15 protein-coding genes are annotated in these 24309 nt (G+C 69.7%); 12 read left to right on the top strand and 3 right to left on the bottom strand.

The window, feature by feature from the left end; genetic code table 11:
* The first annotated feature begins 163 nt into the window (after positions 1-163).
* Positions 164-1675 carry a glycoside hydrolase family 19 protein gene (locus ALI144C_RS56885; protein WP_202819137.1) on the top strand — a complete coding sequence of 504 codons (1512 nt, stop codon included), beginning with the start codon at positions 164-166 and terminating at the stop codon, positions 1673-1675.
* 11 nt (positions 1676-1686) lie between these two features.
* The gene (locus ALI144C_RS36155; protein ID WP_168211434.1) at positions 1687-3204 is read left to right on the top strand and encodes a C40 family peptidase; all 1518 of its coding nucleotides are present in this window, start codon (positions 1687-1689) and stop codon (positions 3202-3204) included.
* A gap of 77 nt (positions 3205-3281) precedes the next feature.
* On the opposite strand, the gene ALI144C_RS36150 is transcribed toward ALI144C_RS36155, so the two are convergent.
* The 3 genes from ALI144C_RS36150 to ALI144C_RS36140 form a co-directional block, all read right to left on the bottom strand.
* Complete coding sequence (locus ALI144C_RS36150) at positions 3282-4793, bottom strand: hypothetical protein (RefSeq protein WP_076991722.1); 1512 nt, start codon at positions 4791-4793, stop codon at positions 3282-3284.
* A 65-nt stretch (positions 4794-4858) separates the two neighbouring features.
* Positions 4859-5665, bottom strand: coding sequence for a polyphosphate kinase 2 (gene ppk2 / locus ALI144C_RS36145; protein WP_076992037.1), 807 nt, complete (start codon positions 5663-5665; stop codon positions 4859-4861).
* 75 nt (positions 5666-5740) lie between these two features.
* Positions 5741-6832, bottom strand: a complete 1092-nt coding sequence (locus ALI144C_RS36140; protein WP_076991721.1) for an FAD-dependent monooxygenase — start codon at positions 6830-6832, stop codon at positions 5741-5743.
* Between the two features lie 96 nt (positions 6833-6928).
* Between ALI144C_RS36140 and ALI144C_RS36135 the strand changes: the two genes are divergently transcribed.
* The 10 genes from ALI144C_RS36135 to ALI144C_RS36090 all read left to right on the top strand — a co-directional run bounded on the left by ALI144C_RS36135 (position 6929) and on the right by ALI144C_RS36090 (position 24284).
* Complete coding sequence (locus tag ALI144C_RS36135) at positions 6929-7831, top strand: LysR family transcriptional regulator (protein WP_076991720.1); 903 nt, start codon at positions 6929-6931, stop codon at positions 7829-7831.
* Positions 7832-8130: 299 nt separating this feature from the next.
* Positions 8131-9360, top strand: a complete 1230-nt coding sequence (locus tag ALI144C_RS36130) for a lipase family protein (RefSeq protein WP_076991719.1) — start codon at positions 8131-8133, stop codon at positions 9358-9360.
* Positions 9361-9442: 82 nt separating this feature from the next.
* The gene (locus ALI144C_RS36125) at positions 9443-10531 is read left to right on the top strand and encodes a ferredoxin reductase (RefSeq protein WP_193441252.1); all 1089 of its coding nucleotides are present in this window, start codon (positions 9443-9445) and stop codon (positions 10529-10531) included.
* A gap of 35 nt (positions 10532-10566) precedes the next feature.
* The gene (locus tag ALI144C_RS36120; protein ID WP_083753687.1) at positions 10567-11700 is read left to right on the top strand and encodes a fatty acid desaturase family protein; all 1134 of its coding nucleotides are present in this window, start codon (positions 10567-10569) and stop codon (positions 11698-11700) included.
* Complete coding sequence (locus tag ALI144C_RS36115; protein WP_237774487.1) at positions 11697-13142, top strand: MFS transporter; 1446 nt, start codon at positions 11697-11699, stop codon at positions 13140-13142. Before ALI144C_RS36120 ends, ALI144C_RS36115 begins: the two co-directional genes overlap by 4 nt.
* On the top strand, positions 13139-19405 hold the full coding sequence (locus ALI144C_RS36110; RefSeq protein WP_076991718.1) for a type I polyketide synthase: 6267 nt from the start codon (positions 13139-13141) through the stop codon (positions 19403-19405). The genes ALI144C_RS36115 and ALI144C_RS36110 overlap by 4 nt, the downstream gene beginning before the upstream one ends.
* The gene (locus tag ALI144C_RS36105; RefSeq protein WP_076991717.1) at positions 19402-20415 is read left to right on the top strand and encodes an alpha/beta hydrolase; all 1014 of its coding nucleotides are present in this window, start codon (positions 19402-19404) and stop codon (positions 20413-20415) included. Before ALI144C_RS36110 ends, ALI144C_RS36105 begins: the two co-directional genes overlap by 4 nt.
* A gap of 20 nt (positions 20416-20435) precedes the next feature.
* Complete coding sequence (locus ALI144C_RS36100; RefSeq protein ID WP_076991716.1) at positions 20436-22208, top strand: fatty acyl-AMP ligase; 1773 nt, start codon at positions 20436-20438, stop codon at positions 22206-22208.
* A gap of 4 nt (positions 22209-22212) precedes the next feature.
* Positions 22213-23730, top strand: coding sequence for an ArnT family glycosyltransferase (locus ALI144C_RS36095; RefSeq protein WP_168211433.1), 1518 nt, complete (start codon positions 22213-22215; stop codon positions 23728-23730).
* Between the two features lie 50 nt (positions 23731-23780).
* Positions 23781-24284, top strand: coding sequence for a hypothetical protein (locus ALI144C_RS36090; RefSeq protein ID WP_076991715.1), 504 nt, complete (start codon positions 23781-23783; stop codon positions 24282-24284).
* Positions 24285-24309 lie beyond the last annotated feature (25 nt).

Here is a 24309-nt window from a genome sequence, read left to right as displayed (position 1 = left end):
ACAGTACTGGTCCTCCGCGCCAACCGGAAGTTGACGCCTGCGGTCATGCGCGCGTCAAGGCCGTGTCGGCGGCGCTGCCCATGCTCGACGGCGTCGAAATCCGTTGCGAACACGGGAGGTCCCGGTGACTCACCGACTTAGACCAATCCTTGCCCTCTGCGCCGTGAGTTTGGCGACAGGGGTGCTCGTCGCGCCGCACGCGGCAGCACAACCGCCACCCACCCAGGACAGCCGCATCGCCGTCCTGGAAGGCGACACCCTCTACGTCAAGGAGGGTGGACTGGACGCCGAATGGGTGCCGCAGGGCGACGGCATCAAGAAGTTCGAGCTCGACGGCGACCGGATCGCCGTGCTCACCGACGAGGGCGCGCTGCTGGTCAAGGAAGGCGACCTCGACCCCGGCTGGGCCGAGGTGAACACGGACTCGGTCACCGACTTCCAGATCCGCGACGGCCGGATCGCGTTCACCGAGGGCACCAAGCTGTACGCGGTCGACGGCGGCCTCGACGGGGAGATCATCCCGCAGCACGACAACGTCAAGAAGTTCCAGCTCGAAGGCGACCGGATCGCCGTCCTGACCGACGAGGGCGCGCTGCTGGTCAAGGAAGGCGACCTCGACCCCGGCTGGGCCGAGGTGAACACGGACTCGGTCACCGACTTCCAGCTGGAGGACGACCGCATCGCCTACACCGAGGGCACCGACCTGTGGGCGCTCGAAGGCGAACTGGACGCGCCGCCGATCTTCCAGGAGGGTGGCGTCGAGAAGTTCCAGCTGGACAAGGACCGGGTGGGCGTGCTGACGACCGCCGGGGCGCTGCTGGTCAAAGGCGGGGACCTGGAACCGGGCTGGGCGACCATCGACGCCGACTCGGTGACCGACTTCCAGCTCGACGGCGAGCGGATCGCGTTCGCCGAGGGCAAGTCGTTGTGGATCACCGATGGCGACCTCGACTCGCCGCCGATCCAGCAGGACGACGACGTGACGGCGTTCGACCTCGACGGTGACCGGGTCGCGGTGATCCAGAACGGCAACCTGCTGGTCAAGGAGGGCGACCTCGACCCAGGGTGGTTCGTCGCCGACGAGGGCGGCGTCACCGGCGTGCAACTGCTGGCGCCGACCCAGTCGGGCAGCGGCGACACCTACGTCTCCCTCGCCGACCTCAAGCAGATCTACGGCTACCTCGGCCGCGACACGGACGAGGCGCTCATCGTCGAGGGACTGCCCGGGCTCAACCAGGCCATGGACGAGGGCGAGATCAACAACCCGGCCCGGATCGCGGCGTTCCTCGCGACCCTGCGCAACGAAAGCGGCTTCCGCTACAACGCCGGTGAAGCCGGGAACGGCAGCAGGTACCGCGGCCGCGGCTACATCCAGCTCACCGGCGTGGACAACTACCGCAGCGCGGGCGCGTACCTCGGACACGACCTCGTCAACGACCCCGACGCCGCGGCCTCCCTCGGGCTCAGCGCGCCGGTCGCCCGCTGGTACTGGACGGTCGCGCGAGCCAACACCAACGCCCACGCGGACAACCTCTACATGGGCGGCGTCAACCGCAACATCGGTTACGCGCCCAGCCAGCGCGAGGACGCGGAGCGGTGCAGCGACTTCCAGGCGGCGTTGCGCTACTACAACAACGGCGAACTGCCCGCCGGTCACATCAACTGCAACCGGTGAGGGGAATGTCCATGCCCGGCATGCGAATCAGGGCGGCACTGGCGGCGTTGCTGCTGTTGTGCACCACGATGGTGCTGACGTCGCCCACCGCCTCGGCGGCCCCGGCGTGCGGCGTGCTCGCCGACGGAGCCGCCGACCAGGCCAACGCGGCCGTGCTGCACGCCTGCGACCAGATCGGCCTCGACTACTCGTGGGGCGGCGGGCACGTCCCCGGGCAACCCGGCCCGAGCTTCGGCATCTGCGATCCCCAGAACGGCGCGCCGAACGACTGCCGCGTCAAGGGACTGGACTGCTCCGGACTGGTGCGGTTCGCGTACTTCCTGTCGGTCGGCGAGGACATCATCGACGGGACCAGCGGGTCCCAGTTCCAGACGTCCCGCGCCGTCGACCGGTTCGCCCCGGCGGAGGGCCTCGATCCGCTGCTGCCCGGTGACCTGATGTTCTTCCGCAACTCCAAGGGCAACATCAGCCACGTGTCGATCTACGCCGGTGACGGGTGGATGGTCGAGGCACCCAGCTCCGGCCTGAAGGTGCGGATGGCGTCGGCGACGCGCAGCGGCTACGCCGGAGCCGTCCGGCTGTTCGAGGCAGGCACGTCCGGGCAACCCGCACCCGGCGTGAACCGGATCGCCTACACCGACGGCACCGACCTGTGGGCCAAGGACGGCCCGCTGGACGCCGAACCGATCCTCCAGGAAGGCGACGTCAAGAAGTTCCAGCTGGCGGGTGAGCGGATCGGCGTGCTGACCGACGACGGCGCGCTGTCGGTCAAGGAAGGCGACCTCGATCCCGGCTCGGTCACGGTGAACCCGGACTCGGTCACCGACTTCCAGCTCGACGGCGACCGGATCGCGTTCACCGAAGGCGAGACCCTGTACGTGGCCGAGGGCGAGCTCGACGCGGCACCGGTCCAGGTGGCCACCGGGGTGAAGAAGTTCCAGCTGGAAGGCGACCGGATCGGCGTACTGACCGACGACGGCGCCGTGCTGGTCAAGGAAGGCGAGGTGACCGCTGACTGGTACACCGTCGACGCCGACTCGGCGACCAGCTTCCAGTTGCACGGCAGGCGGATCGCGTACACCGAGGGCACGAGCCTGTACGTCAAGGACGACGCGCTGGACGCGGACCCGATCCTGCAGGACGAGACCGTGCGGAGCTACCAGTTGTCCGGTGACCGGGTCGCGGTGCTGACCACGTCCGGTGCCCTGCTGGTCAAGGAAGGCGACCTCGGCCCCGGCTGGGAGACGGTGAACACGGACTCGGTGACGGACTTCCAGCTGGACACCGACCGGATCGCGTTCGCCGAGGGCGGGAGCCTGTACGTCAAGGAGGGCGACCTGGACGCGCCGCTGGTGCACCAGGCCGACGGCGTGACCGGGTTCCAGATCGACGGGGAACGGATCGCGGTGCAGCGCGGTGACGCGCTCGACGTGAAGGAAGGCGATCTCGACGCCGAGTGGTACACCGTGAACACGGACTCGGTGACCGCTTTCCAGATCGGCGGCGACCTCAACCAGCGGGTGCGGTAACCAACGCGAAAGGCGGCTGGGTGATCATCACCCAGCCGCCTTTTCGTGCCGTGAAAGCCCATTCGCCACCGGGCCGCTCAACGTCTCCTGGTCTGGGACCGCGTCACCAAGCCGTCCGGCTTCGACCCGTCCACCATCGTGCGCACCACCGTGTCGATCTTCTCCTCGATCCCGACCCGCAACCGGCACGGGTAGGTGTAGGCGGGTGCGGCGGTGCCGATCCCGGCGACCTCGGGGCGGTCCGCGTTGTAGCCGGAGGGATAGCCGGGTTTGTCGGTCAGGTAGTGGTTGGTGGGGATGTAGCCGGGCACGTGGCCCGCGTAGCCCGCCACCCACAGCCGTTCGCTGCCGCCGAACTCCTCCTTGTAGCCCAACGAGTAGCCGACCACAGGTTCGCCGCCCATGGCGAGGATGCGGATCGGGTTGTCCGGGTTGAACGTCCACAGGTGCAGGGTCAGTTCGACCTCGGTGGGCACGGTGTCGCCGTCGATCTGCTCGAGCATCCACCGGGCGTGCCGCTGGGCGACGAGCAAGGCTGTCGGGTCGCTGTTCGCGGGGTCCAGCTGTCCGTTCACCCGCCGCTGGTACAGCTGGCGCAGTTGCGGCCGCGACACCTGGTCGAGGTCGAAATCCAGGTGCGCCAACCGGTAGTCGGTGATCAGCGGCCCGGTCACCGGGGTACCGCCGTTGTCCACAATGGATGCGACAGCGTCGGCGAGCTGCTGCCCGAACCTCTCCTCCACGCCCGGCCCGGAGTCCACCGGGTTCTGGTCGCCCGCGGCGCCGGTGAGGTAGAGCGCGGTGGCGACCGGGTAGCGTTCCTGCAGCAGTTCGACTGCTTTACCGGGGAAGTCCGAGTTGTACTTGTCGCTCAAGTTGCGGGCAACCGGGTGACACGCGTATCCGAACAGGATCGCCACGACATCACCGTTGTCGGTCTGCCGCGCGGTGAGCACCGGGACCGCGTGGTCGACGTCGGGCAGGCCTTCCCGGTTGCCCGCGAACGCTGTCGTGGCGAAGTCGTAGTCGAGGGTGCACTGGACGGGCGTCTGTTCGAGGTTGTACTTGACGAAGTCGACGACTTCACCGACCAGCCAGTCGCTGTACGCCTGTACGCATTCGCGGTCCTCCGGCGTGAGTCCCTGCAGGATCCCCGAGTGCGGCGGATCGCTGAGCGTCGGCCCGCAGTGGGTGTGCGTCCCGGCGATGACGAAGTCGCCGCCCCCGATGCCCACCTCGGCGAGCCCGGCCCGGATCTGGTCGTGCATCTCGGCGGAGAAACTGTGCACATCGGCAGTGACCATGACGTTGGGCGTCCCGTTGTCCCAGAGGATCAGGCAACGGATCCACAGCTCGAGTTCCGTACCGGTGGCCGCCCGCCGGTCGACGCCGTAGCCGGACATGAAGTCGTTGCCGGTGTCCGGTACGCGTTCGTCCGATGGGGTGATCACGCGCGAGTCGACGGTGACACCCCACACGTCGCCGCTCGCGGCTTCGCGGGACGCGGCACCAGCCTTGCCCGCGCCGAGGGCGAACGCACCGACACCCGCAGCGGTGGCAGTGAGGAAGCTTCTTCGATTGGTGGTCATGGGAGTCACCCTCACTCAGCCCGTTGCCAGGCCGTTGACTCCTCGTTGACAGTACGACTACGTGATCAGGACAGCAGGGAGCCCGCGTAGTCGGGGACATGGCTCTGGTGTTCGCGTGGCGTTCGGACGTATCCGGTGGAGGCGGGCCTGGGCGGCAGTTCCAGCGGCGGGCGTCGCACCTCGTGGTACGGGATCATCGACAGCAGGTGCGAGATCATGTTGAGGCGGGCGCTGCGCTTGTCCTCGCTCTCCACCACGTGCCAGCGTGCCTCGGGGATGTCGGTGTGGACGAACATCTCGTCCTTCGCGCGTGAGTAGTCCTCCCAGCGGGTGATCGACTCCAGGTCCATCGGGGAGAGCTTCCAGCGCCGCATCGGGTCCTCCAGCCGCCCCCGGAAGCGGCGTTCCTGCTCCTCGTCGCTGACCGAGAACCAGTACTTCAGCAGGATGATCCCGTCCTCGATGAGCAGCCGCTCGAAGATCGGGCACTGCCGCAGGAAGCGCCGGTACTCGTCCGGGGTGCAGAATCCCATCACCCGCTCCACGCCCGCCCGGTTGTACCAACTGCGGTCGAACAGCACGATCTCGCCCGCCGCGGGCAGCTGCTCGATGTAGCGCTGGAAGTACCACTGGGTGCGTTGCCGTTCGGTGGGCTGGGGCAGCGCGACGATCCGGGCGACGCGGGGGTTCAGGTATTCCGTCACCCGTTTGATCGTGCTGCCCTTGCCTGCCGCGTCACGCCCTTCGAACACCACTACGACGCGTACGCCCTGCGCGCGCACCCATTCCTGCATCTGCACCAGCCGCGCCTGCAGGTCGAACAAGGCACTCTCGTACACGGCGCGTGGCACGCGCTTCTTCTTCCCCACCATCTCCTCCTTCAGCGGCTGAGGCACATCCTCACATCCCGGCCGCCGCACCGCTCGGATCACTCTGGTGGTCGAGGTTCAGGTGGCGGGCGCGGTGTTGAGCATCCAGTGGCTGAAGGCGGTGTAGCGCTCGGCGGTGTCGGCGGGTCCCTCGGCGTGCTCGACGGCGGCGGAGTGTGCACGTACCTGCTCGAACCGGGCCATGCGGGCGCTTTCGTAGCGGGCGAGGGCCTTGGCTGTGTCGGGCTCGTCGGCCAGTTCGGTACGCAGCACGCCGACGTCCTCGATGCCGAGGGTGCCGCCCGCCGCGATGTGCGGGGACAGGCCGTGTGCGGCGTCTCCGATCAGCGCGACCCGGTCGGTGGTCCAGCGCGGCAACTCGGGGACGACCATGATCTGGTTCTCCAGGATGGCTTCCTCCGGGGTCGCGGCGATCATCGCCAGCAGTTCGTCGTGCCAGCCGGACGCGGCCACGTTGCGGGCCCGCCGCAGCGCCCGGTCCTTCTTGCTGCCGACCAGTTCCCCGGCGTCGAACTGGTTGATCATCCACATTGTCTGTCCTTCCGCGACTCGGGTGTACCCGCCACGGGTCCGCGCGGAGCCGAGGGTGAGGATCGTGCCTTCCGGCCGCTCGTCGCCGGAGGGCACCACGGCCCGCCAGGCGTAGTTGCCCGCGTGCGTGATCGCCTCGCTGCCGGGCAGCAGGGTGGCGCGGACGTCGGAGTACACCCCGTCCGCTCCGATCAGCAGGTCCGCCTGCACGTGCTCCCCGTCGGCGAGGTGCACCGCCACGTGCGTGTCGTGCTCGGTGAAGCCGGTGACGTGGGTTGCGAGGCGGATCTTGTCCCTGCCGACGGTGTCGGCGAGCAGGTTGTTCAGGTCCGAACGCGGAACCATCAGGAACTGGTGGTCGACGACGTCGTAGCCGTCCGCGCGCATCGGGCATCCGGCGGCGTCGTAGAACCAGGCGTCGACGGTCTTGCCCATGCTCCGGACATCAAGGCCGACCGTGTCGAACTCGCGCAGCGCATTGGGCCACAGCCCGATGCCTGCCCCGACGGCTCGCACCTCCGGCGCGTGTTCCAGCACGGTGACCTCGTGCCCGATCAGCCGCAGCGAAGCCGCCGTGGTGAGCCCGACCAGGCCCGCTCCGACGATCACAGTGCGCATCGTTCGTTCCTCCCTTGTGGTGATGCCCTGACACCAGCCAACAGCGGGATTCGGATAACTTCAAATGCATACCTCGTCATGGGTAGCATTACCTGGGTGCATTTGGATTTGAATCTGCTGGTCACCCTGGACGCCCTGCTCGACGAGGGCAGCGTCACCGCGGCCGCCGAGCGGCTGTACCTCACACAACCCGCCATGAGCCGCGCCCTCGGCCGGATCCGGCGGGCCACCGGTGACCAGATCCTGGTTCGTTCCGGCAGGACGATGCTGCCCACGCCGTACGCCGAGCAGATCCGTGACGAGGTACACCAGCTCGTCACCCGCGCACAGGCCGTGCTGACGCCGGCGACAGAAGTCGACCCGGCCACGCTGGAACGCACCTTCACCCTGCAGTGCAACGACGTGGTCATCGAGGCGCTCACCACTCGCCTCGCCGCCGACCTCGCCCAGGTGGCTCCGGGAGTGTGCCTGCGGGTGCTGAGCGAAACGGACGCAGGCGTCGACGAGTACGAGTTGCGCAGGGGCCGCATCGACTTCCAGATCACCAACGTGGTCCCGACGCACGCCGATGCCCGGTCGACCACTGTGCTGACCGACGAACTGGCCGTGATCGGCCGCCGTGACCTGCCGCAGGCGCCGTCGTCATGGGGTGTGTTCACCGCGCTCCCGCACGTGGTGATCTCGCGCCGGGGTAGTGGGAACAACCGCGTCGACGACCTGTTGAAGGCCCACAAGCTCAGCCGGAAAGTCGCCTTCACCGTGCCGACGCTCGCACTGGCGCTCCGAATCGTGGCGGCGCACGAGCTGATCACGGTCGCGCCCCGGCTGCTCACCGAACACGCCCTGCCGCCCTCGCTGCGCAGCTACCCGATGCCCGAGCCCACGTCGCCGATTCCCGCTGTCCTGGCCTGGCACGCCCGCCATGACCGCGACGCCGCACATCGTTGGCTGCGCTCGTTGATCGCCGACGCCCTCGGCGCGATCACTCGCGGGGCGTAGCGCCTCCTCGCCCGGTGAAGCCGTCACACTCATCCCGGCGCAATTCCAGCACCCAGGTTCTGAACATAATTGCTTGTTTCCGCATATTTCCCGGTGCACACGAAATTGTCACGTAGTGAGCGACGGCAACTTCGACAATATGGCCACGTGACAGAAACCCACCGGCACAGTGCCGTCCGCCACGTCACCGCACCGTTATGGTTGACAGTATCTGTCCACTTGAAGCATTCTTTGTTCGCACAACGAGGGGCGGTCACCCTGTAATTCATTCCACTGCTCTCTCCCATGGAGAAACACTCATGTCCATTTCGGTTCGACGCGGGTTCACCGCTGCTCTCGCGTCGGCGTCCTTCGCGGCCGTCGTGGTCTCGGGAGCGCCGTCGGCAGGCGCGGACGAGGCGTTCTACACCCCACCGTCACCGTTGCCAGCAGGCAGGAACGGTGACGTCATCAAGTCCCAGCCGTCGTTCATCGCCGGTTCGGACGCCACCCGGGTCATGTACCTCAGCCGGGATTCGAAGGACAAGGTCATCCCCGTGACCGGCACGGTCATGGTGCCGAAGAAGGCATGGCCGGGGCCCGGTCCGCGACCGGTCGTCGGCTACGCGCCGTTCACCGCGGGCCTCGGTGACGGGTGCGCGCCCTCCAAGACCATGGCGGGCGAGGGCCAGGGCGACGCCGCGTCGATATTCCAGACCGGGTTCGTCAACGCCCTGCTGGAAAAGGGAATAGCGGTCGCGCAGACCGACTACGAGGGTCTCGGCACCCCTGGCGACCACACCTATGTGATGCGGGAGGCCGAGGCGCACGCGGTGCTCGACGTGATCCGCGCGGCGCAGCGGCTACCCAACTCCGGCCTGCCCGCGGGCGGACCGGTCGGGATCAGCGGGTACTCGCAGGGCGGTGGCGGCTCGGCCGCCGCGGTCGAACTGGCCCCGGCCTACGCGCCCGAGCTCAACGTCCAAGGCGCCTACGTCGGCGCGCCGCCTGCGGATCTCGGCGCGCTGGCCAAGTCGCTCGACGGCTCGTACGCCGTGGCGTTCCTCGGGTTCGCACTGGTCGGCCTGAACACCGCGTACCCGGAGACGGAGATCCTGACCAAGCTCGCCAACGACAAGGGCAGGCAGCTGTACAAGGACGCGCAGAACCTGTGCACGATCGGCGCGCTGCTCAAGTTCCCGTTCACGCAGTCGAGCACGCTCACCCAGGACGGACGCCCGGTGTCGGCGTATCTCAGCGAGGAACCGTTCAGAACCATCCTGGCGAAGCTGAAGATCGGCAACCTCAAGCCGACCGCGCCGGTGCTCGTCGAGCACGCGCCGAACGACGACATCGTTCCCTACGGCCAGGGCAAGCAAATGGCCAAGGACTGGTGCGGCAAGGGCGCGACCGTCCAGTTCAACGACCTGGCGGGCACGCCGGTGTTCGCCCACGTCGGCGCCGTGCCCGCGGCCATGGCGAACTCCGCGAACTGGCTGGCCGACCGGTTGTCCGGCAAATCCGCGACCACCAACTGCGGGAAGTTCTAGCGCGACAGCGCGGTGGTGCCAGGAGCCAGCTTCCCCTGCCGGACTGGCACCACCGCGTCGTTCAGGAAACCGGGGGCACAACGTGGTGCTGAATTCGAGTCTCGCCCGGGCGGGCTGGCGCCGGGCACGCAAGGTGCTGACCTCTCGCGCGGTCACGGCTTTGACCGTACCGCACGGTGTCGACCGGTACCTCGGCCTGATCAATCCACTGTGGTCGGTCAACGAGGTGCGCGCGGTCGTCACCGATGTCGCTCACCACACGCCGAGCACGGTCACGCTGACGTTGCGCCCCAACGGGAACTGGCGTGGGGCGCAGGCCGGGCAGCACGTGCGCCTCCGTGTCGATGTCGACGGGGTGCTGCGAACCCGGTGCTTTTCCGTTGCCTGCTCCGCACACCGCGCGGACGGTCTGATCGAGATCACCGCCAAGGTGAACCCGGCCGGTACCGTGTCCGGCCATCTCAAGCGCACCGCGCGGCCCGGTCTGGTCGTGGGGCTCTCCCAGGCGGAAGGCAACTTCGTCCTGCCCGCCGCGGTGCCCGAACACGTCCTGCTGATCAGCGGCGGCAGCGGTGTCACGCCGGTGATGTCCATTCTGCGCACCCTGGTCGACCGGCGGCACACCGGCCGGATCACCTTCCTGCACTACACGGCCGGGCCCGGCGACGTGGTCTACCGCGACGAGCTCGCGGCCACCCACCCGGGAGTCACCGTGGTCTATCCACGGCAGCACGGACGGTTCAGCCGCGAACAACTGCTGCGGTTCGTGCCCGACTACGCCGAGGCGCTCAGCTACTGCTGCGGTCCTCCGTCCCTGATGGACGCGGTCACTTCGCTGTGGCGGGCCGAAGGGATCGGCGACAGGTTGCGGGTCGAACGGTTCACCACCCAGGGCCTGGTGCCCCAAGCCGGGGACGCCGTCGGCGAGGTCCGGTTCACCCGCAGTGGTGTCAGTGCCCGCGGCGACGGCCGCACCCTGTTGGACCAGGCCGAAGCCGCGGGTCTGCGACCGGACTTCGGCTGCCGGATGGGCGTCTGCCACACGTGCACCAGCGTCAAGTCCAGCGGATCGGTCCGCAATGTGCTCACCGGGACGATCACGGCGGAGCCCGGCGAGCAGATCCAGTTGTGCGTCACCGCACCCTGCGGTGACGTCGAACTGGACATCTGAGTCGTCGAAGAACACAACCGACAAGGACGGCGACAATGGCTACCCGAGCCCGCATCCCGCAGCTCACGCCCGAGCAGTTCGACGAGCTCGGCCGGGAGCTCGACGCGCTCCGCAGGGAACTGGCCGACGACCTCGGCGAGCAGGACGCGGCCTACATCCGCCGCATCCTCGCGCTGCAGCAACGGTTCGAGTTCGCCGGGCGCGCACTGCTGTGGGCGGGCTGGTTCCCACCGGCGTGGCTCGCCGGAACCGCGGCGTTGTCGATCTCCAAGATCCTGGACAACATGGAGGTCGGCCACAACGTCATGCACGGCCAGTACGACTGGATGGGCGACCCGGCACTGAACTCGAAGATGTTCGAATGGGACACCGTGTGCCCGTCCGAGCAGTGGCGGCACACCCACAACTACGTGCACCACACGTACACCAACATCCTCGGCAAGGACCGCGACATCGGCTACGGCCTGCTCCGCATGGTCGACAACCAGCGGTGGCGTCCGTACTACCTCGGCAACCCGGTGTACGCGTTCGTGTTGATGATCGCGTTCGAGTGGGGCGTGATGCTGCACGACCTGGAGTTCGACCGGATCCTCAGTGGACGGCGCAAGTGGTCGGACACCAAGGCGCTGCGCCGCCGGATGTGGGAGAAGGGCGGCAAGCAGGCGCTCAAGGACTACGTGCTGTTCCCGTTGCTGAGCGGTCCCGGCGCGATCGCCACCCTGACGGGCAACGCGGTGGCCAACCTGGTCCGCAACCTGTGGGCGTTCAGCATCATCTTCTGCGGGCACTTCCCCGACGGGGTCGCGGACTTCACCGAGGAGGAGTGCGAGGACGAAACACGCGGCCACTGGTACTACCGGCAGATGCTCGGCTCCGCCAACATCGACGGCGGGAAGCTGTTCCACATCATCGCCGGGAACCTCAGCTTCCAGATCGAGCACCACCTGTTCCCGGACATCCCGGCGCGGCGGTACCAGCAGATCGCGCCACGCGTGCGGGAGATCTCCGAGCGCTACGGGCTGACCTACACCACCGGCCCGCTCGGCCGCCAGGTCGGCAAGGTGTGGCGCAAGATCTTCCGGCTCGCCCTGCCGCCCCGGCACCGTTCGCCGTTCGGCACCGCTCGCCGGGGCAGGCCGCTGTCCGGCGTCCGGCGTGTGGCGGCATGAGCACCACTCCGGCTCGGCCAGGACCAACCGCGGCGAACAGCGGCATCAGCGTTTCGGCGCTGATGACCGTGGTCGCGCTCGTCGGGTTCGTGACCACATTGGACAACACGATCGTCGCGGCCGCCGCGCCGTCGATCGGCAGGGAACTCGGGCTGAACCTGTCCACGCTGCAGTGGGTCGGTATCGCCTACATGCTGCCCTACGCCGGGCTGTTGCTGGCCGCCGGTGCGGTGATCGACCGGCTTGGCCGTCGGCGCGTCCTGCTCGCGGGGTGCGTCGTGTTCGCGGCCGGAGCACTGCTCGGCGGTGTCGTGCGATCGGCTGAGCTGCTGATCGCGGCCAGGGTGACGCAAGGTGTCGCCGCCGCGTTCATCGTGCCGGGGACGCTCAGCCTGATCCGTACCGAACTGCCAGAACCCCGGCGCCCGGTCGCCATCGCGGTGTGGACCGCCGCACTGGCCGCCGCGCTCGCCCTCGGCCCGTGGCTCGGCGGCGCGCTCGCCGAGCACCTGCATTGGAGCTGGATCTTCCTGAGCAACCTGCCGTTCGTGGGGGCGGTGTGGTTGCTGCTGGCGCGCACGAATCCAGCCGAGTCGAGCTGTTGTGACACGCCGGTACGCGTGGGCGCGGCGGCGCTGGTGACGACAAGCCTGGTGCTGCTCACCGCGTCCGTGGTGACCTCGGGTGGCATCGCCACCACTGTCCTCCTCGGTGGCGCCGGGCTGGTCGGGTTGCTTGCCTTCGTCGGGTGGGAACGGCGTGCCGCTGTCCCGCTCGTGCCCGTGCGGTTGTGGCGCAACCGGGTTTTCCTCGGGGCGAACGCGCTGGTCCTGTTGTGGGGACTGGGGATCAGCGGGATCGTGTTCTTCACCCCCTTGCTGTACCAGGACTTCCTGGGGATGGGGCCGGAGGCCGCCGGGTTGCCGCTGGTGGTCGTCGCCGGTGCGGTGGTCTGCGCGACCCCGTTCGTTCCGGCGGTGACCAGGGCGCTGGGGCCGCATCGCGCCGTGTGCCTCGGGCTGCTGGTGCTGGCCGTGGGCCTGGCGCACCTCGCCGTGGTCAACGACGAGAGCACGATGGCTGCCCGGCTGGTGGGGTTGGTGCTCGCCGGGACAGGGTCGGCGTTCACCGCACCGATCACCGGACAGGCACTGGAGAAGATCGGCGAGGACGACAGCGGGACGGCTTCCGGCGTGCTCACCGCGTCGAGGGAGTTGTCCAGCGCGTTCGGTGTGGCGCTGATCGGAATCGTGCTGACGTCCGTGCGGGCCGGTGAGATCGCCGAGGGCGTGGCCCCCGGCCCGGCGCTGGGCACCGGCTACGCCGCGGGGCTGGTGGTCGCGGCGGTGCTGCAACTCCTGGGCGCGGTGCTCGCGCTCGTGGTTCTGCGTCCCGTCCCTGCCGTGAAGTCGGCGCTGGCCAAGGAAGGCGAGGCACTATGAACAGCGAGGCCGAGTGGCGGGTGTGGCTGGTCGAACGGCTCGCCACCGTGACGAACGGCCTGGTCACCGAGCGGGACGCGGACCGGCCGTTGCGGGACCTTGGCGTCTCGTCGCGTGACGCGGTGACGATCGCGGCGGAGGCGGGTGAACTGCTCGGCCGGGAACTGCCGAGCACACTGGTGTGGACCGCGCCGACGGTGACCGAATTGGCCAAGGCGTTCGCGACCGGACCCGAAACCCCCGCACCCGCGGCGTCCCCTGTGGACACCCCTGCGGACGCCACCGTCGCGGTCGTCGGCGTCGCCTGCCGGTTGCCCGGCGCGGCAACGCCTGCCGAGTTCTGGGACCTGCTCACCGGCGGCCGGGCGAGCATCGGCGAGGTCCCCGCCGGGCGGTGGGAAAGGTTCGCCCCGGACGTCGCCGACCACGACCTGCCGAGGCACGGCGGCTTCCTCGACGACGTCGCCGGATTCGACGCCGAGTTCTTCGGCATCGGTCCCGGTGAGGCCGAGGTGATGGACCCGCAGCAGCGGCTGCTGCTCGAAGTGACGTGGGAAGCGCTGGCGAACGCGGGCATCCCGGCGAAATCCCTGCGCGGCACCGACTGCGGGGTGTTCGTCGGCCTGTCGGCGACGGAGTACGCCCAGCTGACCATGCTGGACCTGAACGGTGTCGGCACCGGGTCGGCCACGGGCGCGGCGGCGTCGGTGACGGCCAATCGTGTGTCCTACGCCCTCGGCGTGCACGGCCCGAGCTTGACCGTCGACACCGCGTGTTCGTCTTCCCTGGTCGCGGCGCACCTGGCGGTACGGGCGCTGGTGGAGGGAGATGCCAGCACGGCAGTGGTCGGCGGTGTCAACCTGCTGCTGTCCCCGATGATCACGGCGAGTTTCCAGCGGGAAGGACTGCTCGCCGTCGACGGCAAGTGCAAACCGTTCGACGCCGCGGCCGACGGCATCGTACGCGGCGAGGGATGTGGCGTCGTGGTGCTCAAACGGCTCGCCGACGCCCGGCGTGACGGTGACCGGGTGCTGGCGTTGATCAAGGGCAGCGCGGTCAACTCGGACGGCAGGTCCAACGGGTTGATGGCGCCGAACCCCGTCGCACAGCAACGAGTCCTGCGGCGCGCGTACGAGCAGGCAGGGGTGCGCACGCACTCGGTGGACTACGTCGAGGCGCACGGCACGGGGACGTCGCTCGGTGACCCGATCGAAGCCAGTGCGCTGGCGGCGGTTCTCGGCGAGGGCAGGCCCGCGCAACGGCCGTTGCTGATCGGATCGGTGAAGTCCAACCTCGGTCACCTGGAAGGCGCGGCCGGGATCGTGGGGCTGATCAAGGTCGTGCTGAGCCTGTGGCACTCGCGCCTCCCACCGAGCCTGAACTTCACTTCGCCCAACCCGCACATCGATTTCGCGAGTGCCCGGCTCGAGGTGGTCACCGAGAACACCGAGTGGCCGCGTTACCCCGGGATCGCGCGGGCCGGGGTGTCCTCGTTCGGCTTCGGCGGCACCAACGCGCACCTTGTGCTGGAGGAGTGGCAGCCGGTCGGGGACGGGGCCCGCCGAGGCGCGGAACGCACGGAGGTCGTCGCCTTGTCCGGCCGCTCCCCCGCGCGGCTGCGCGCCCGTGCTCGTGCGCTGGCCGACTGGGCCGAAGGACATCAGGACATCGGCGTCGTCGCCGCCGCGCTGGCGCACGCCGAGGACGACGGCGCACCGGTGCGGGCCGCGGTCGCGGCACGTGATCTCGGCCAGTTGCGTGACCGGCTCCGGCGGCTCGCGGACGCCCAGCCGACTGTCCGGCGTGACCCGGTGTTCGTGTTCTCCGGATACGGCTCGCAGTGGCCGGGTATGGCGCGGCGGTTGCTGGCCGAGGAACCGGCGTTCGCCGATGCCGTCGCCGAACTGGACCGCGTGTACCGCGATGTCGCTGGTGTCGAGCTGTCCGCCCTGCTCGACGGGCTCGACGCGGCGGCCGAGCCGCTGTCGGACTGGCAACTCGCCCTGTTCGGCATGCAGGTCGCGCTGGCGGGGCTGTGGCGCGCGCACGGGGTCCGCCCGGCAGCGGTCATCGGCCACTCGATGGGTGAGGTGGCCGCGGCGGTGGTCGTCGGCGCGTTGGAACCGGCCGAGGGGTTGCGTGTGATGGTGCACCGCACGGCGCTGCTGGACGAACTCCAGTCACTGGGCGCCGGGGCGATGGCCATTGTGGAGCTCTCCCCTGGCGAGCTGGACCAGCTCACCGAGGTCTTCACCGGAGTCACCGTCGCGGTGTACGCCGCACCGACGCAGTGCACGGTCAGCGGTCCGGTCGAGCAGGTGGCCGCGCTGGTCGACCATGTGGCGGCACGCGGCGGGCTGGCCAAGATCGTGCCGACCGGGGTCGCCGGGCATTCCGCCGCGATCGACCCGGTGCTCGACCGGCTCGCGGCGGCTCTGGCCGACCTCCGCCCGACACCGGACGCGATCCCGTCGAGCATCGTGTGTTACTCCAGTGTGCTGCAAGACCCCCGGCAACGGCCGTCGTTCGACGCGGGCCACTGGGCGGCGAACCTGCGCAGGCCGGTTCGGTTCACCCAGGCTGTGGCGGCCGCGATCGCGGACGGGCATCGGCTGTTCCTGGAGGTGTCCCCGCATCCGGTGACCGCTGTGGCGATCGAGCAGACCGCGAGTGATCCCAACGATGAAGTCACCGTGATCCCGACGCTGCGCCGGGACCCGGACGGCACGGGCGACGGTTTCGCGGGCGCGCTGGCCACCATGAGCGTGCACGGCCCGGCGGAGGTCCTCCGCACGCGCTACCCCAGCCGCGTGGTGATCGACCTGCCGCCGCCGGTGTGGGAGCACCGGCAGTACTGGGCGGACGCGGCACCGTCGCAAGGCCGGGCGGGACATCCGTTCCTCGGTATGCGGGTTCGGGTGCCGGGGACCGAGCAGCAGGTGTGGCCGGGCGAGGTGGGCTTGGCCGCACACCCGTGGCTGGCCGAGTACTCCCTGCACGGTGTGCCGGTCCTTCCCGCGGCCGCGTTCATCGAGCTGATGCTCGCGGCCGCCATGCCCGCCAACGAGCTCCGCGATGTGGTGCTGCACCAGGTTCTGCCGCTGGCCGAGCACACCGACGTGTCCGTGTCGGCGATGCCGACGCGGGATGGCGATCTCGAACTGGTGGTGTTCGCCCAGTTCGGCAGCGAATGGCGGCGCTGCGCCTCGGCCGTCGCCACAGACTCGGCGACGCCCCTGGTCCCGATCCCCGGCGCGGCGGTATCCGCTGTGGATCATTCTCGACGCGGCGGCTTCACGGTGCATCCCGCCCTCGGTGAGGAGTGCCTGCGCGCGCTGTCCTCCCAGCCGGACGGCCAGGTGTGGCGCACGAACCGGATAGGCCGGGTACGTGTCACCGGCAATCTCCGGCGCGCGGCCACGCGGTCGGTGGTGGCGGGCACGGTTCAACTGCTCGACGCGGACGGCGCCGCGCTGGCCGAGATCTCGGCTGTCGAGTGGACGGCGACCGCGCGCGCGGACATCCCGTTCCTGCCGGGAATGCTCGCCTACGAGGCGAAATGGACGCCCAGCGAACTGCCCGCCGACGCCGTGTCGTCCACAACGGACTGGGTTGTGGTGCACGCGGATCGCGTGGACCCGGCTCCGTTGGTCGGCCTGCTGGCCGAGTGCGGCCACCATGCCGTCGCATTCCCGATGAGCCAGCGCGACGACCTGCCTGTGGCCGGTGGCGTGGTGGTGTTGCCTGACCTCCCGGACTCGCCCACCGAGGTGGACGCCGCGCGTGCCTTGACGATCGCCGTCGCCGACGTGGTCCGTGAGCTGGCCGGGATGGACGGCACACCGTCACGGCTATGGCTGATCGCCAAGGGAGCCAACGAGGTTGTGCCGGGCGAGACCGTGCGCCCCGGCCTCGCCGCGCTACGCGGCCTGGTCCGGGTCCTCGCCTACGAGCACCCCGAACTGCGAGCGACCCTGGTCGACCTCGACGACCGAGCCACCGAGCGGACCGTGGTGCGCGAGTTGCTCGCCGACCAACCGGAGGACGAGGTGGCCTGGCGCGACGGCCGACGCTTCGCCCACACCTTGGCCCGTGCCGAGCTGGCCACCGAGCGCCCGGTCGTCCGCGACGGCGCGTACCTGATCACCGGCGGGCTCGGCGGGCTCGGCATCGCGGCCGCCGGTTGGCTGGCCGAGTCGGGCGCCACCCGGCTCGTGTTGTCGGCACGCAGCGCACCGTCCGCCGCGGTGCTGGCCGTGATCGAGGAACTCGCGGTGTCCGGCGTCGCGGTCGAGGTGGTGACCGGGGACATCGCCGATCCCGGTGTCGCTGAGCAAATGGTACGCGCGGCGACGCGCGACGGCAGCCCGTTGCGGGGCGTGCTGCACGCGGCCGGTGTGCTCGCTGACGGTTCGGTGCTCGGCATGGACGCCGATGACCTGCCCGCCGTGTGGCGAGCCAAGACCGAGGGCGCGCTGCGGCTGCACGACGCGTGCGCCGGGGTCGAGCTGGACTGGTGGCTGGCCTACTCGTCCGCCGCCGCCCTGTTCGGTTCGCCCGGTCAGGCCGCCTACGCCACCGCGAACGCCTGGCTGGACGCGTTCACCGCGTGGCGGCGAGCCAACGGCCTGCCCGCGACGACGATCCAGTGGGGTGCGTGGGCCGAGATCGGTGGCGCGGCGGGCAAGAACAACCCGATCCTCGAGCCGATGCCGCCTCACGAGGGCATCGCCGCGTTGTCGGCCGTGCTCGCGTCCGGACGCGAGCAGACAGCCATCACCCGCCTGGACGTCGACACCGTGCTGGACTTGTTCCCACGGCTGGCGGAGCGACCGTTCTTCGGCACGCTGGTCGCGTCCGGCAAGAAGGACGGCACGCAGCAGGCCGCACAGACCACACTGCGTGCGCTCGCGGCCGATGACCCGGAGCTGGCCCGCGTCGCGATGCGCGACCACTTGGTGGCGATGGTCGCCGAAATGATGTGGCTCGACGCCGAACGGCTCGACCCCTACGCCCCGCTCACCTCGCTCGGCCTCGATTCGTTGCTGGCGATGCGTGCCCGCGGTGCCGTCGAGCGGGATTTCGGCGTCACCCTCCCCCTGCAACTGTTGCTGCGCGGGGCAAGCCTCGCCGATCTGGCCGACCACCTTGCGGACGCGCTGCACACGGCGAAAACAACCGTCCCCGCGCCGCGGCGGGCCGGGCCGGGCGGCCGGGACTTCGCCGAACGGTGGGTAACCAGAGCCGTGCGCCAAGTACTGGGCACCGACGAGGAAACCGACGTGCACGGGCCCCTGGCCGACGCCGGAATGGACGACGCGGCGGCGCACCGGTTCGCCGCCGTCGTCTCGGCTGAACTGGGCAGGACGATCACCGCGGGCGAACTCCTCGCCAAGCCGACCGTCGCCGGCGTCGCCAACGTGCTGCGCGCCGAACTCGAAGGCACCGGCGACTCGATGCGTCTGCTCGGCGGCGGACGACACCGCACGAGCCCGCCGCTGTACCTGTTCCACGCCGCGGGCAGTCCCACCGCGGTGTACCGGCCGCTCGTCGGGCTGCTGCCCCCGGACGTGACCTGCTACGGCATGGAGCGTCTGGACCACCTGGACACGGTGGAAGCCAAGGCGGCGCGGTACGTCGAACTGATCCGTGCGCGGCAGCCCGACGGGCCGTACCGGCTCGGCGGCTGGTCGTTCGGCGGGCTGCTCGCGTTCGAGACGGCACGACAGCTGCGTGCCGCGGGCGCGGAGATCGAACTGCTGTTCCTGATCGACACGATCATCCCCCTGCCCGACGAGGACCTGGCACCGGACGACGCGCTGCGGCGGCGGCTCGGCCGGTTCGTCGACTACATCGAGCGCGTCTACCAGGTGGACCTCGGGCTGCCGGAGCAGACGCTGGTGGCGTTGCCGGAACGGGAGCGCGACGAACTGGTCATGCGGCGGCTGTCGGAACGCGTGGCCGGCATGGGCGCCGCCGTGCTCGAACACCAACGAACCTCCTATGTGGACGCACGGATCTCCGAGCAGTACCAGCCAAGCCGCTACCCCGACGCGGTGCTGTTGTTCCGCGCCAAGGACCCGCACCCGCTGACCACCACGCTCGACCCGCGTTACCTGCGGACCGACGACGCGCTCGGCTGGGACGAGTTCTGCCCGCACCTCGAGGTCGTCAAGGTGCCCGGCGACCACATCACGGTGATCGATCCGCCCCACGTCGCGATCGTCGCCGACCGGATCTCCGAGGAAATGAGGAAGCAATGACAAGAACCCGGCACCGCCCTCGATTCCCAGTCGCCGCGCTCGCCGCCGGAATGCTCATCGCCGCCGTCATCCCGGTCACCGCGCAGCAGGCCGCCGCCGGGCCCGCCCCGGCCGTCGCCGACGACGGGGCGAAGGTCATCGAGGAGACCAGGATCGACGACCGCACCATCGACCTGAAAATCCAGACACCCGCGTTACCGGGGACAGGCATGGTGCGGCTGCTCGTACCGTCCGGCTGGTCGAAGGACGCGACGCGGACATGGCCGGTGCTGTACCTGCTGCACGGCTGTTGTGAGGCGCAGGAGTACAAGTCCTGGACGCAGTACACCGACGTCAAGCAGTTCACCGCGGACAAGCAGGCGATCATCGTGATGCCGAGCGCGGGCGCGATCGGCATGTACACCCAGTGGTGGAACTACGGGTTCTCGAACAAACCCGACTGGCCGACCTTCCACACCACCGAGGTCCGGCAGATCCTGGAGCGCGGCTACAAGGCGGGCACGAAACGCTCGGTGGCCGGGTTGTCCATGGGTGGCTACGGCGCCATGGAGTACGCCAGCCGGTTCCCGGGGATGTTCGGCGCGGCGGCGTCCTACAGCGGCGCCATCAACGTCCTGATGCCCCCGATTCCCGAGGCGACGCAGTTGAACATGATCGCGCAGGGCTTCTTCATCTGGGGAGTCCTGTGGGGCGACCCGTGGTCGCAGCGAGCGCGGTGGATGGACCACAACCCCTACGACAAAGTGGACAAGCTGCGCGGCACGAAGCTCTACGTGTCCTCCGGCGACGGCAATCCCGGCCCGCTCGAGAGCCCGAACGCCCCGCCGACCGCCGGAGCCATCCTCGAAGGAATGGCGTTCGGCAACTCCAAGTCGTTCACCGACAAGCTGCAGGCGAGCGGCATCCCGGTCACGGCGGACTACTACGGGCCGGGCACGCACACCTGGCCGTACTGGGAACGCGCGCTCAAACGGTCCTGGCCCCTGCTCGCCGCCGGTATGGGCATCTGAACGAACGGATTGGGTAAGCCATGACAACGATCTCGAACACCCCGGGCGCGGCCGACCTCGATCTGATGAGCGCGGGCACCGAAAGCCTCACGGCGAGGTTGACGCACTGGGCCGAGACACGCGGCGCCGCACGAGCGCTCACCTTCGTCGACTACACCAGTGACCCCGCCGGGACGGACACATCGCTGACCTGGCGGGAACTCGACGCCAAGGTGACCGCGGTGGCGGCGTGGTGCCAGCGACGCGCCAACCGGGGCGACCGGGCCGCCGTGCTGGTCGAGCAGTCGGCGGAGTACGTGATCGCGTTCCTCGGCGCGCTGCGGGCCGGGCTGGTCGCCGTGCCGGTGTTCGAGCCGTCTCCGCTGCCGGGACATCTGTCGCGGCTGGCGGCCGTCCTGACTGACTGCTCCCCCGCGTTGATCCTCACCAACCGGCGGCAGTCCGACGCGGTCGACGAGTTCCTGGTCGAACGCGACCTGACCGGGCCGCAACTGGTCGCGGTCGACATGGTGCCGGAGACAGCCGGTGCCGCGTACGACCCGGTACCGCTGCGGCCGGACGATCTCGCGTACCTGCAGTACACCTCCGGATCGACCAGGAACCCGGCAGGTGTGATGATCACCCACGGCAACGTGGCCGCGGCCGCGACCCAGACCGTGCGGGCCTACGAGGGCACGCCTGGCGGCGCGGTGGTGAGCTGGCTGCCGTTGTTCCACGACATGGGGCTGGTCGTGGGCATCGCCGCGCCGCTGATGGGCGGGCTGTCGTCCACCCTGATGGACCCGATCGCGTTCCTCACCCGCCCGGTGCGGTGGCTGGACCTGATGGCGAGCGCGGGCGCGGCGATCACCGTCGCGCCCAACTTCGCCTACGGCTACACCGCCGCACGCACCACCGACGAGGACCTGGAAGGGCTGCGGCTGGACGAGGTGGCGCTGTTCGGCGACGGCAGCGAACCGATCGTTCCGTCTATTGTGGACTCGTTCTACGCGAGGTTCGCCGGGTGCGGTGCCCGGCCGAGCATGTTCCGCCAGGGGTACGGGCTGGCCGAGGCGGTGCTGCTGGTGTCGTCGTCCCCGGCGGGGCAGCCGCCGAAGGCACGGACGTTCGACCGGGCCGGTCTCGCGGCGGGCCGGGCGATCGAGGTGGCGTCGGGCGCGACCCTCGTGTCCGCCGGGCAGCCGCTGGACCAACTGGTGCGTGTGGTCGACCCGGCCACGCACAGGGTGTTGCCCGACGGGCGGGTCGGCGAGATCTGGACCAGCGGGCCGAACGTCTGCCAGGGGTACTGGGGCCAACCCGACGCCGAGTCGGCCGCCGTGTTCCGGGCCGAACCGTGCGACGAGGACGGCCAGCCGGTGGAGCCGTACCCCGGCTGCCGGGGCTGGCTGCGCACCGGCGATCTCGGCGTGCTGCTGGACGGCGACCTGTTCGTCACCGGACGGTTGAAGGACCTGATCATCGTGGACGGCCGCAACCACTACCCGCAGGACGTCGAGTACACAGCGCAGAACGCGCACCCCGCGATCCGCAGGCACGCGGTCGCCGCCTTCTCGGTCACGGGCGAGCAGGGCGAGTACGCCATGGTGGTCGCCGAACGGGCTCGTCAGCTGACCGCGGAGCAGGTGGACACCACGGCGGTGGCGGCCGCGGTCCGGTCCGCTGTGTCCAGCGAGCACGGACTGGCCGTGCGCTCGGTGGTGTTGATCGAGCCCGGCGAGTTGCCGCGCACGTCCAGCGGCAAGGTCCGGCGTGCGGAGTGCCGGGCCCGCTACGCCGAAGCGGGCGACTGACCCGGTGTCCACACTGGACGTTCCGGTCGAGTCCGAGCGGCGCGTGGCCGTCCCCCCGTTCGCCAGAGGTCCTGTCCTCGCCATCGCGGGCGCGGTGGCCGTCGCGCTGCTGGCGGTCATCGGCCGGTTCGGCTACTTCGGTGACGAGCTGTACTTCCTCGCCACCGGCCGATACCACTGGTCGTGGGGTTACGCCGACAACCCGTGGCTGCTGCCCGGACTGGCCAGGCTGCTCGACACGGCCTTCCCCGGCTCCGTCGTGGCTTTCCGGATCCTGCCGATGCTGCTCACCTGCGGCGGGGTGGTGCTCGCCGCGTTGATCGCCAGGGAGTTCGGCGGCGCGCGCAAGGCCCAGGTGCTCACGGCCGGGGCGTACGCGCTCTCCCTGCACCTGCTCGGATCCGGGCACTTGCTGGCGACCTCGACAGTGGACCCGTTCTGCTGGACCCTGGTCAGCTGGCTGATCGTGCGGTGGTTGCGCACCGGGAGCGACCGGCTGCTGTTGTGCGCAGGGCTGGTCTCCGCGGTCGCGATGCAGGGCAAGTGGCTCATCGTGTTCTTCTGGCTGGCGCTGGCCGCGGGCGCGCTGATCGCCGGGCCGCGCCGCCTGCTCAGCCGTCCGGCCTTGGCCGCGGGCGGGGCGATCACCGTGCTGGCCACCGTGCCGGCGCTGCTGTGGCAGGTGGACAACGGCTGGCCGTACTTCCTCATGCAACAGGTGACGGCCGAGCAGAACTCGCGGATGTTCGGCGGGCAGGCGGCGATGATCCCGTTCGCCCTGGTGGCATCCGGCTTGTTCGTCGGCGCTTTCCTCGCCTGCCACGGGTTGTACGCGCTGCTGCGGACGCCGCAGCTGAGCCGCTACCGGCTGCTGGGCCTGACAGTGGTGTTCGTGACACTGGCGTTCCTGGTCGTCGCGAGCCGGTACTACTACGTGGCAGGCCTTTACGCGGTGCTGTTCGCCGCCTCCGCGGTCACGATCGAACGCCGCGGCCCGGCACGGTGGTGGCGGTGGGTGCCCACCTGGCCGGTGTACGCGGTGTCCGTACCGTTGATGATCTATCTCGCGTTGCCGGTTCGCCCGGCGACCGGGTTCACCGGCGTCGGACTCGTGGACTTCGTCGCCAGCGGCAGCTACGGCTGGCCCCAACTGGCCGACACAGCGGCGGCGGCCTACCGGGGTCTGCCACCGGCGGACCGCGACCGCACCGCCGTGATGGGCGACAGCTACTGGCAGGCCAGCGCCTTGGACGTGTACGGCCGGGAACGCGGACTGCCCAGGGCGTACGGGCCGGAACGGGGATACTGGTACACCGGCCGTCCACCGGACGAGACGACGCAGGTGCTTTACGTCGGCGGCGACGCTGTGTGGCTGCGCGGGTTCTTCGGCGAGGTTCGCCAGGTGTCCGTCGTGCGGCTTGACATCGACGCGGACGTGGCCAACCAGAACGTGCCGGTGTGGTTGTGCGGCAAGCCTTCTGACCCGTGGCCCACGCTGTGGGAACGCATGCACCGCCCGTGACACCCTGGCGTACTGTCCCGGAGCGGCGGGTGTCTGGGATGATCCGAGCCATGATCACTCCGGTGCACCCGCCATCCGGTCTGTCCAAGGCCACATGGACAGACGCGGACTACGCGGACATGGGGTGGCACGACTGCCGGATCCACGCCATCAGCATCACCGACGGCACACCGGACAGCGCAGGCGAAGTGTGGCCACCGGTCCGGCTGTCGCTCGACCTGGACTACATCGTCGGCTGGGTCAACCCGGTGCGGCCGGAGAAGCACTTCACCTTCTGGGTGACCCCAGCGACCCTGGTGTTCGACGCGTGGGACATCTCAACCGAGTTCGACGGCCTGAACGACCTCCTCGAGATCGACCACGTCCACCGCACCGGCTCACCGGACAGGAACCCCGACCCGCAGTGGCACATCGAAGGGCACAACTTCGACATCAGGCTTCGAGCCGGTGGCTACCGCCAGTACTTGCGCCTGCCGCCGCTGCACGTGCCCCGCCAGGTGCTCACCGCGGCCGAGCGCGGCGGCGTGAGCCTCGCTGAGGAATCGTTCGTCTAGTCACGCGTGGCACCCGGCTGGCCGG

The organism is Actinosynnema sp. ALI-1.44, from assembly GCF_001984155.1.
Classification (GTDB): domain Bacteria; phylum Actinomycetota; class Actinomycetes; order Mycobacteriales; family Pseudonocardiaceae; genus Kibdelosporangium.
This window is presented reverse-complemented; position numbering and strand designations above follow the sequence as displayed.

Coding starts and splice junctions, on each gene's coding strand:
- ALI144C_RS36155 (WP_168211434.1), top strand. CDS start 1,687: ATGCCCGGCATGCGAATCAGGGCGGCACTGGCGGCGTTGCTGCTGTTG.
- ALI144C_RS36150 (WP_076991722.1), bottom strand. CDS start 4,793: ATGACCACCAATCGAAGAAGCTTCCTCACTGCCACCGCTGCGGGTGTC.
- ppk2 (WP_076992037.1), bottom strand. CDS start 5,665: ATGGTGGGGAAGAAGAAGCGCGTGCCACGCGCCGTGTACGAGAGTGCC.
- ALI144C_RS36140 (WP_076991721.1), bottom strand. CDS start 6,832: ATGCGCACTGTGATCGTCGGAGCGGGCCTGGTCGGGCTCACCACGGCG.
- ALI144C_RS36130 (WP_076991719.1), top strand. CDS start 8,131: ATGTCCATTTCGGTTCGACGCGGGTTCACCGCTGCTCTCGCGTCGGCG.
- ALI144C_RS36120 (WP_083753687.1), top strand. CDS start 10,567: ATGGCTACCCGAGCCCGCATCCCGCAGCTCACGCCCGAGCAGTTCGAC.
- ALI144C_RS36115 (WP_237774487.1), top strand. CDS start 11,697: ATGAGCACCACTCCGGCTCGGCCAGGACCAACCGCGGCGAACAGCGGC.
- ALI144C_RS36110 (WP_076991718.1), top strand. CDS start 13,139: ATGAACAGCGAGGCCGAGTGGCGGGTGTGGCTGGTCGAACGGCTCGCC.
- ALI144C_RS36105 (WP_076991717.1), top strand. CDS start 19,402: ATGACAAGAACCCGGCACCGCCCTCGATTCCCAGTCGCCGCGCTCGCC.
- ALI144C_RS36100 (WP_076991716.1), top strand. CDS start 20,436: ATGACAACGATCTCGAACACCCCGGGCGCGGCCGACCTCGATCTGATG.
- ALI144C_RS36090 (WP_076991715.1), top strand. CDS start 23,781: ATGATCACTCCGGTGCACCCGCCATCCGGTCTGTCCAAGGCCACATGG.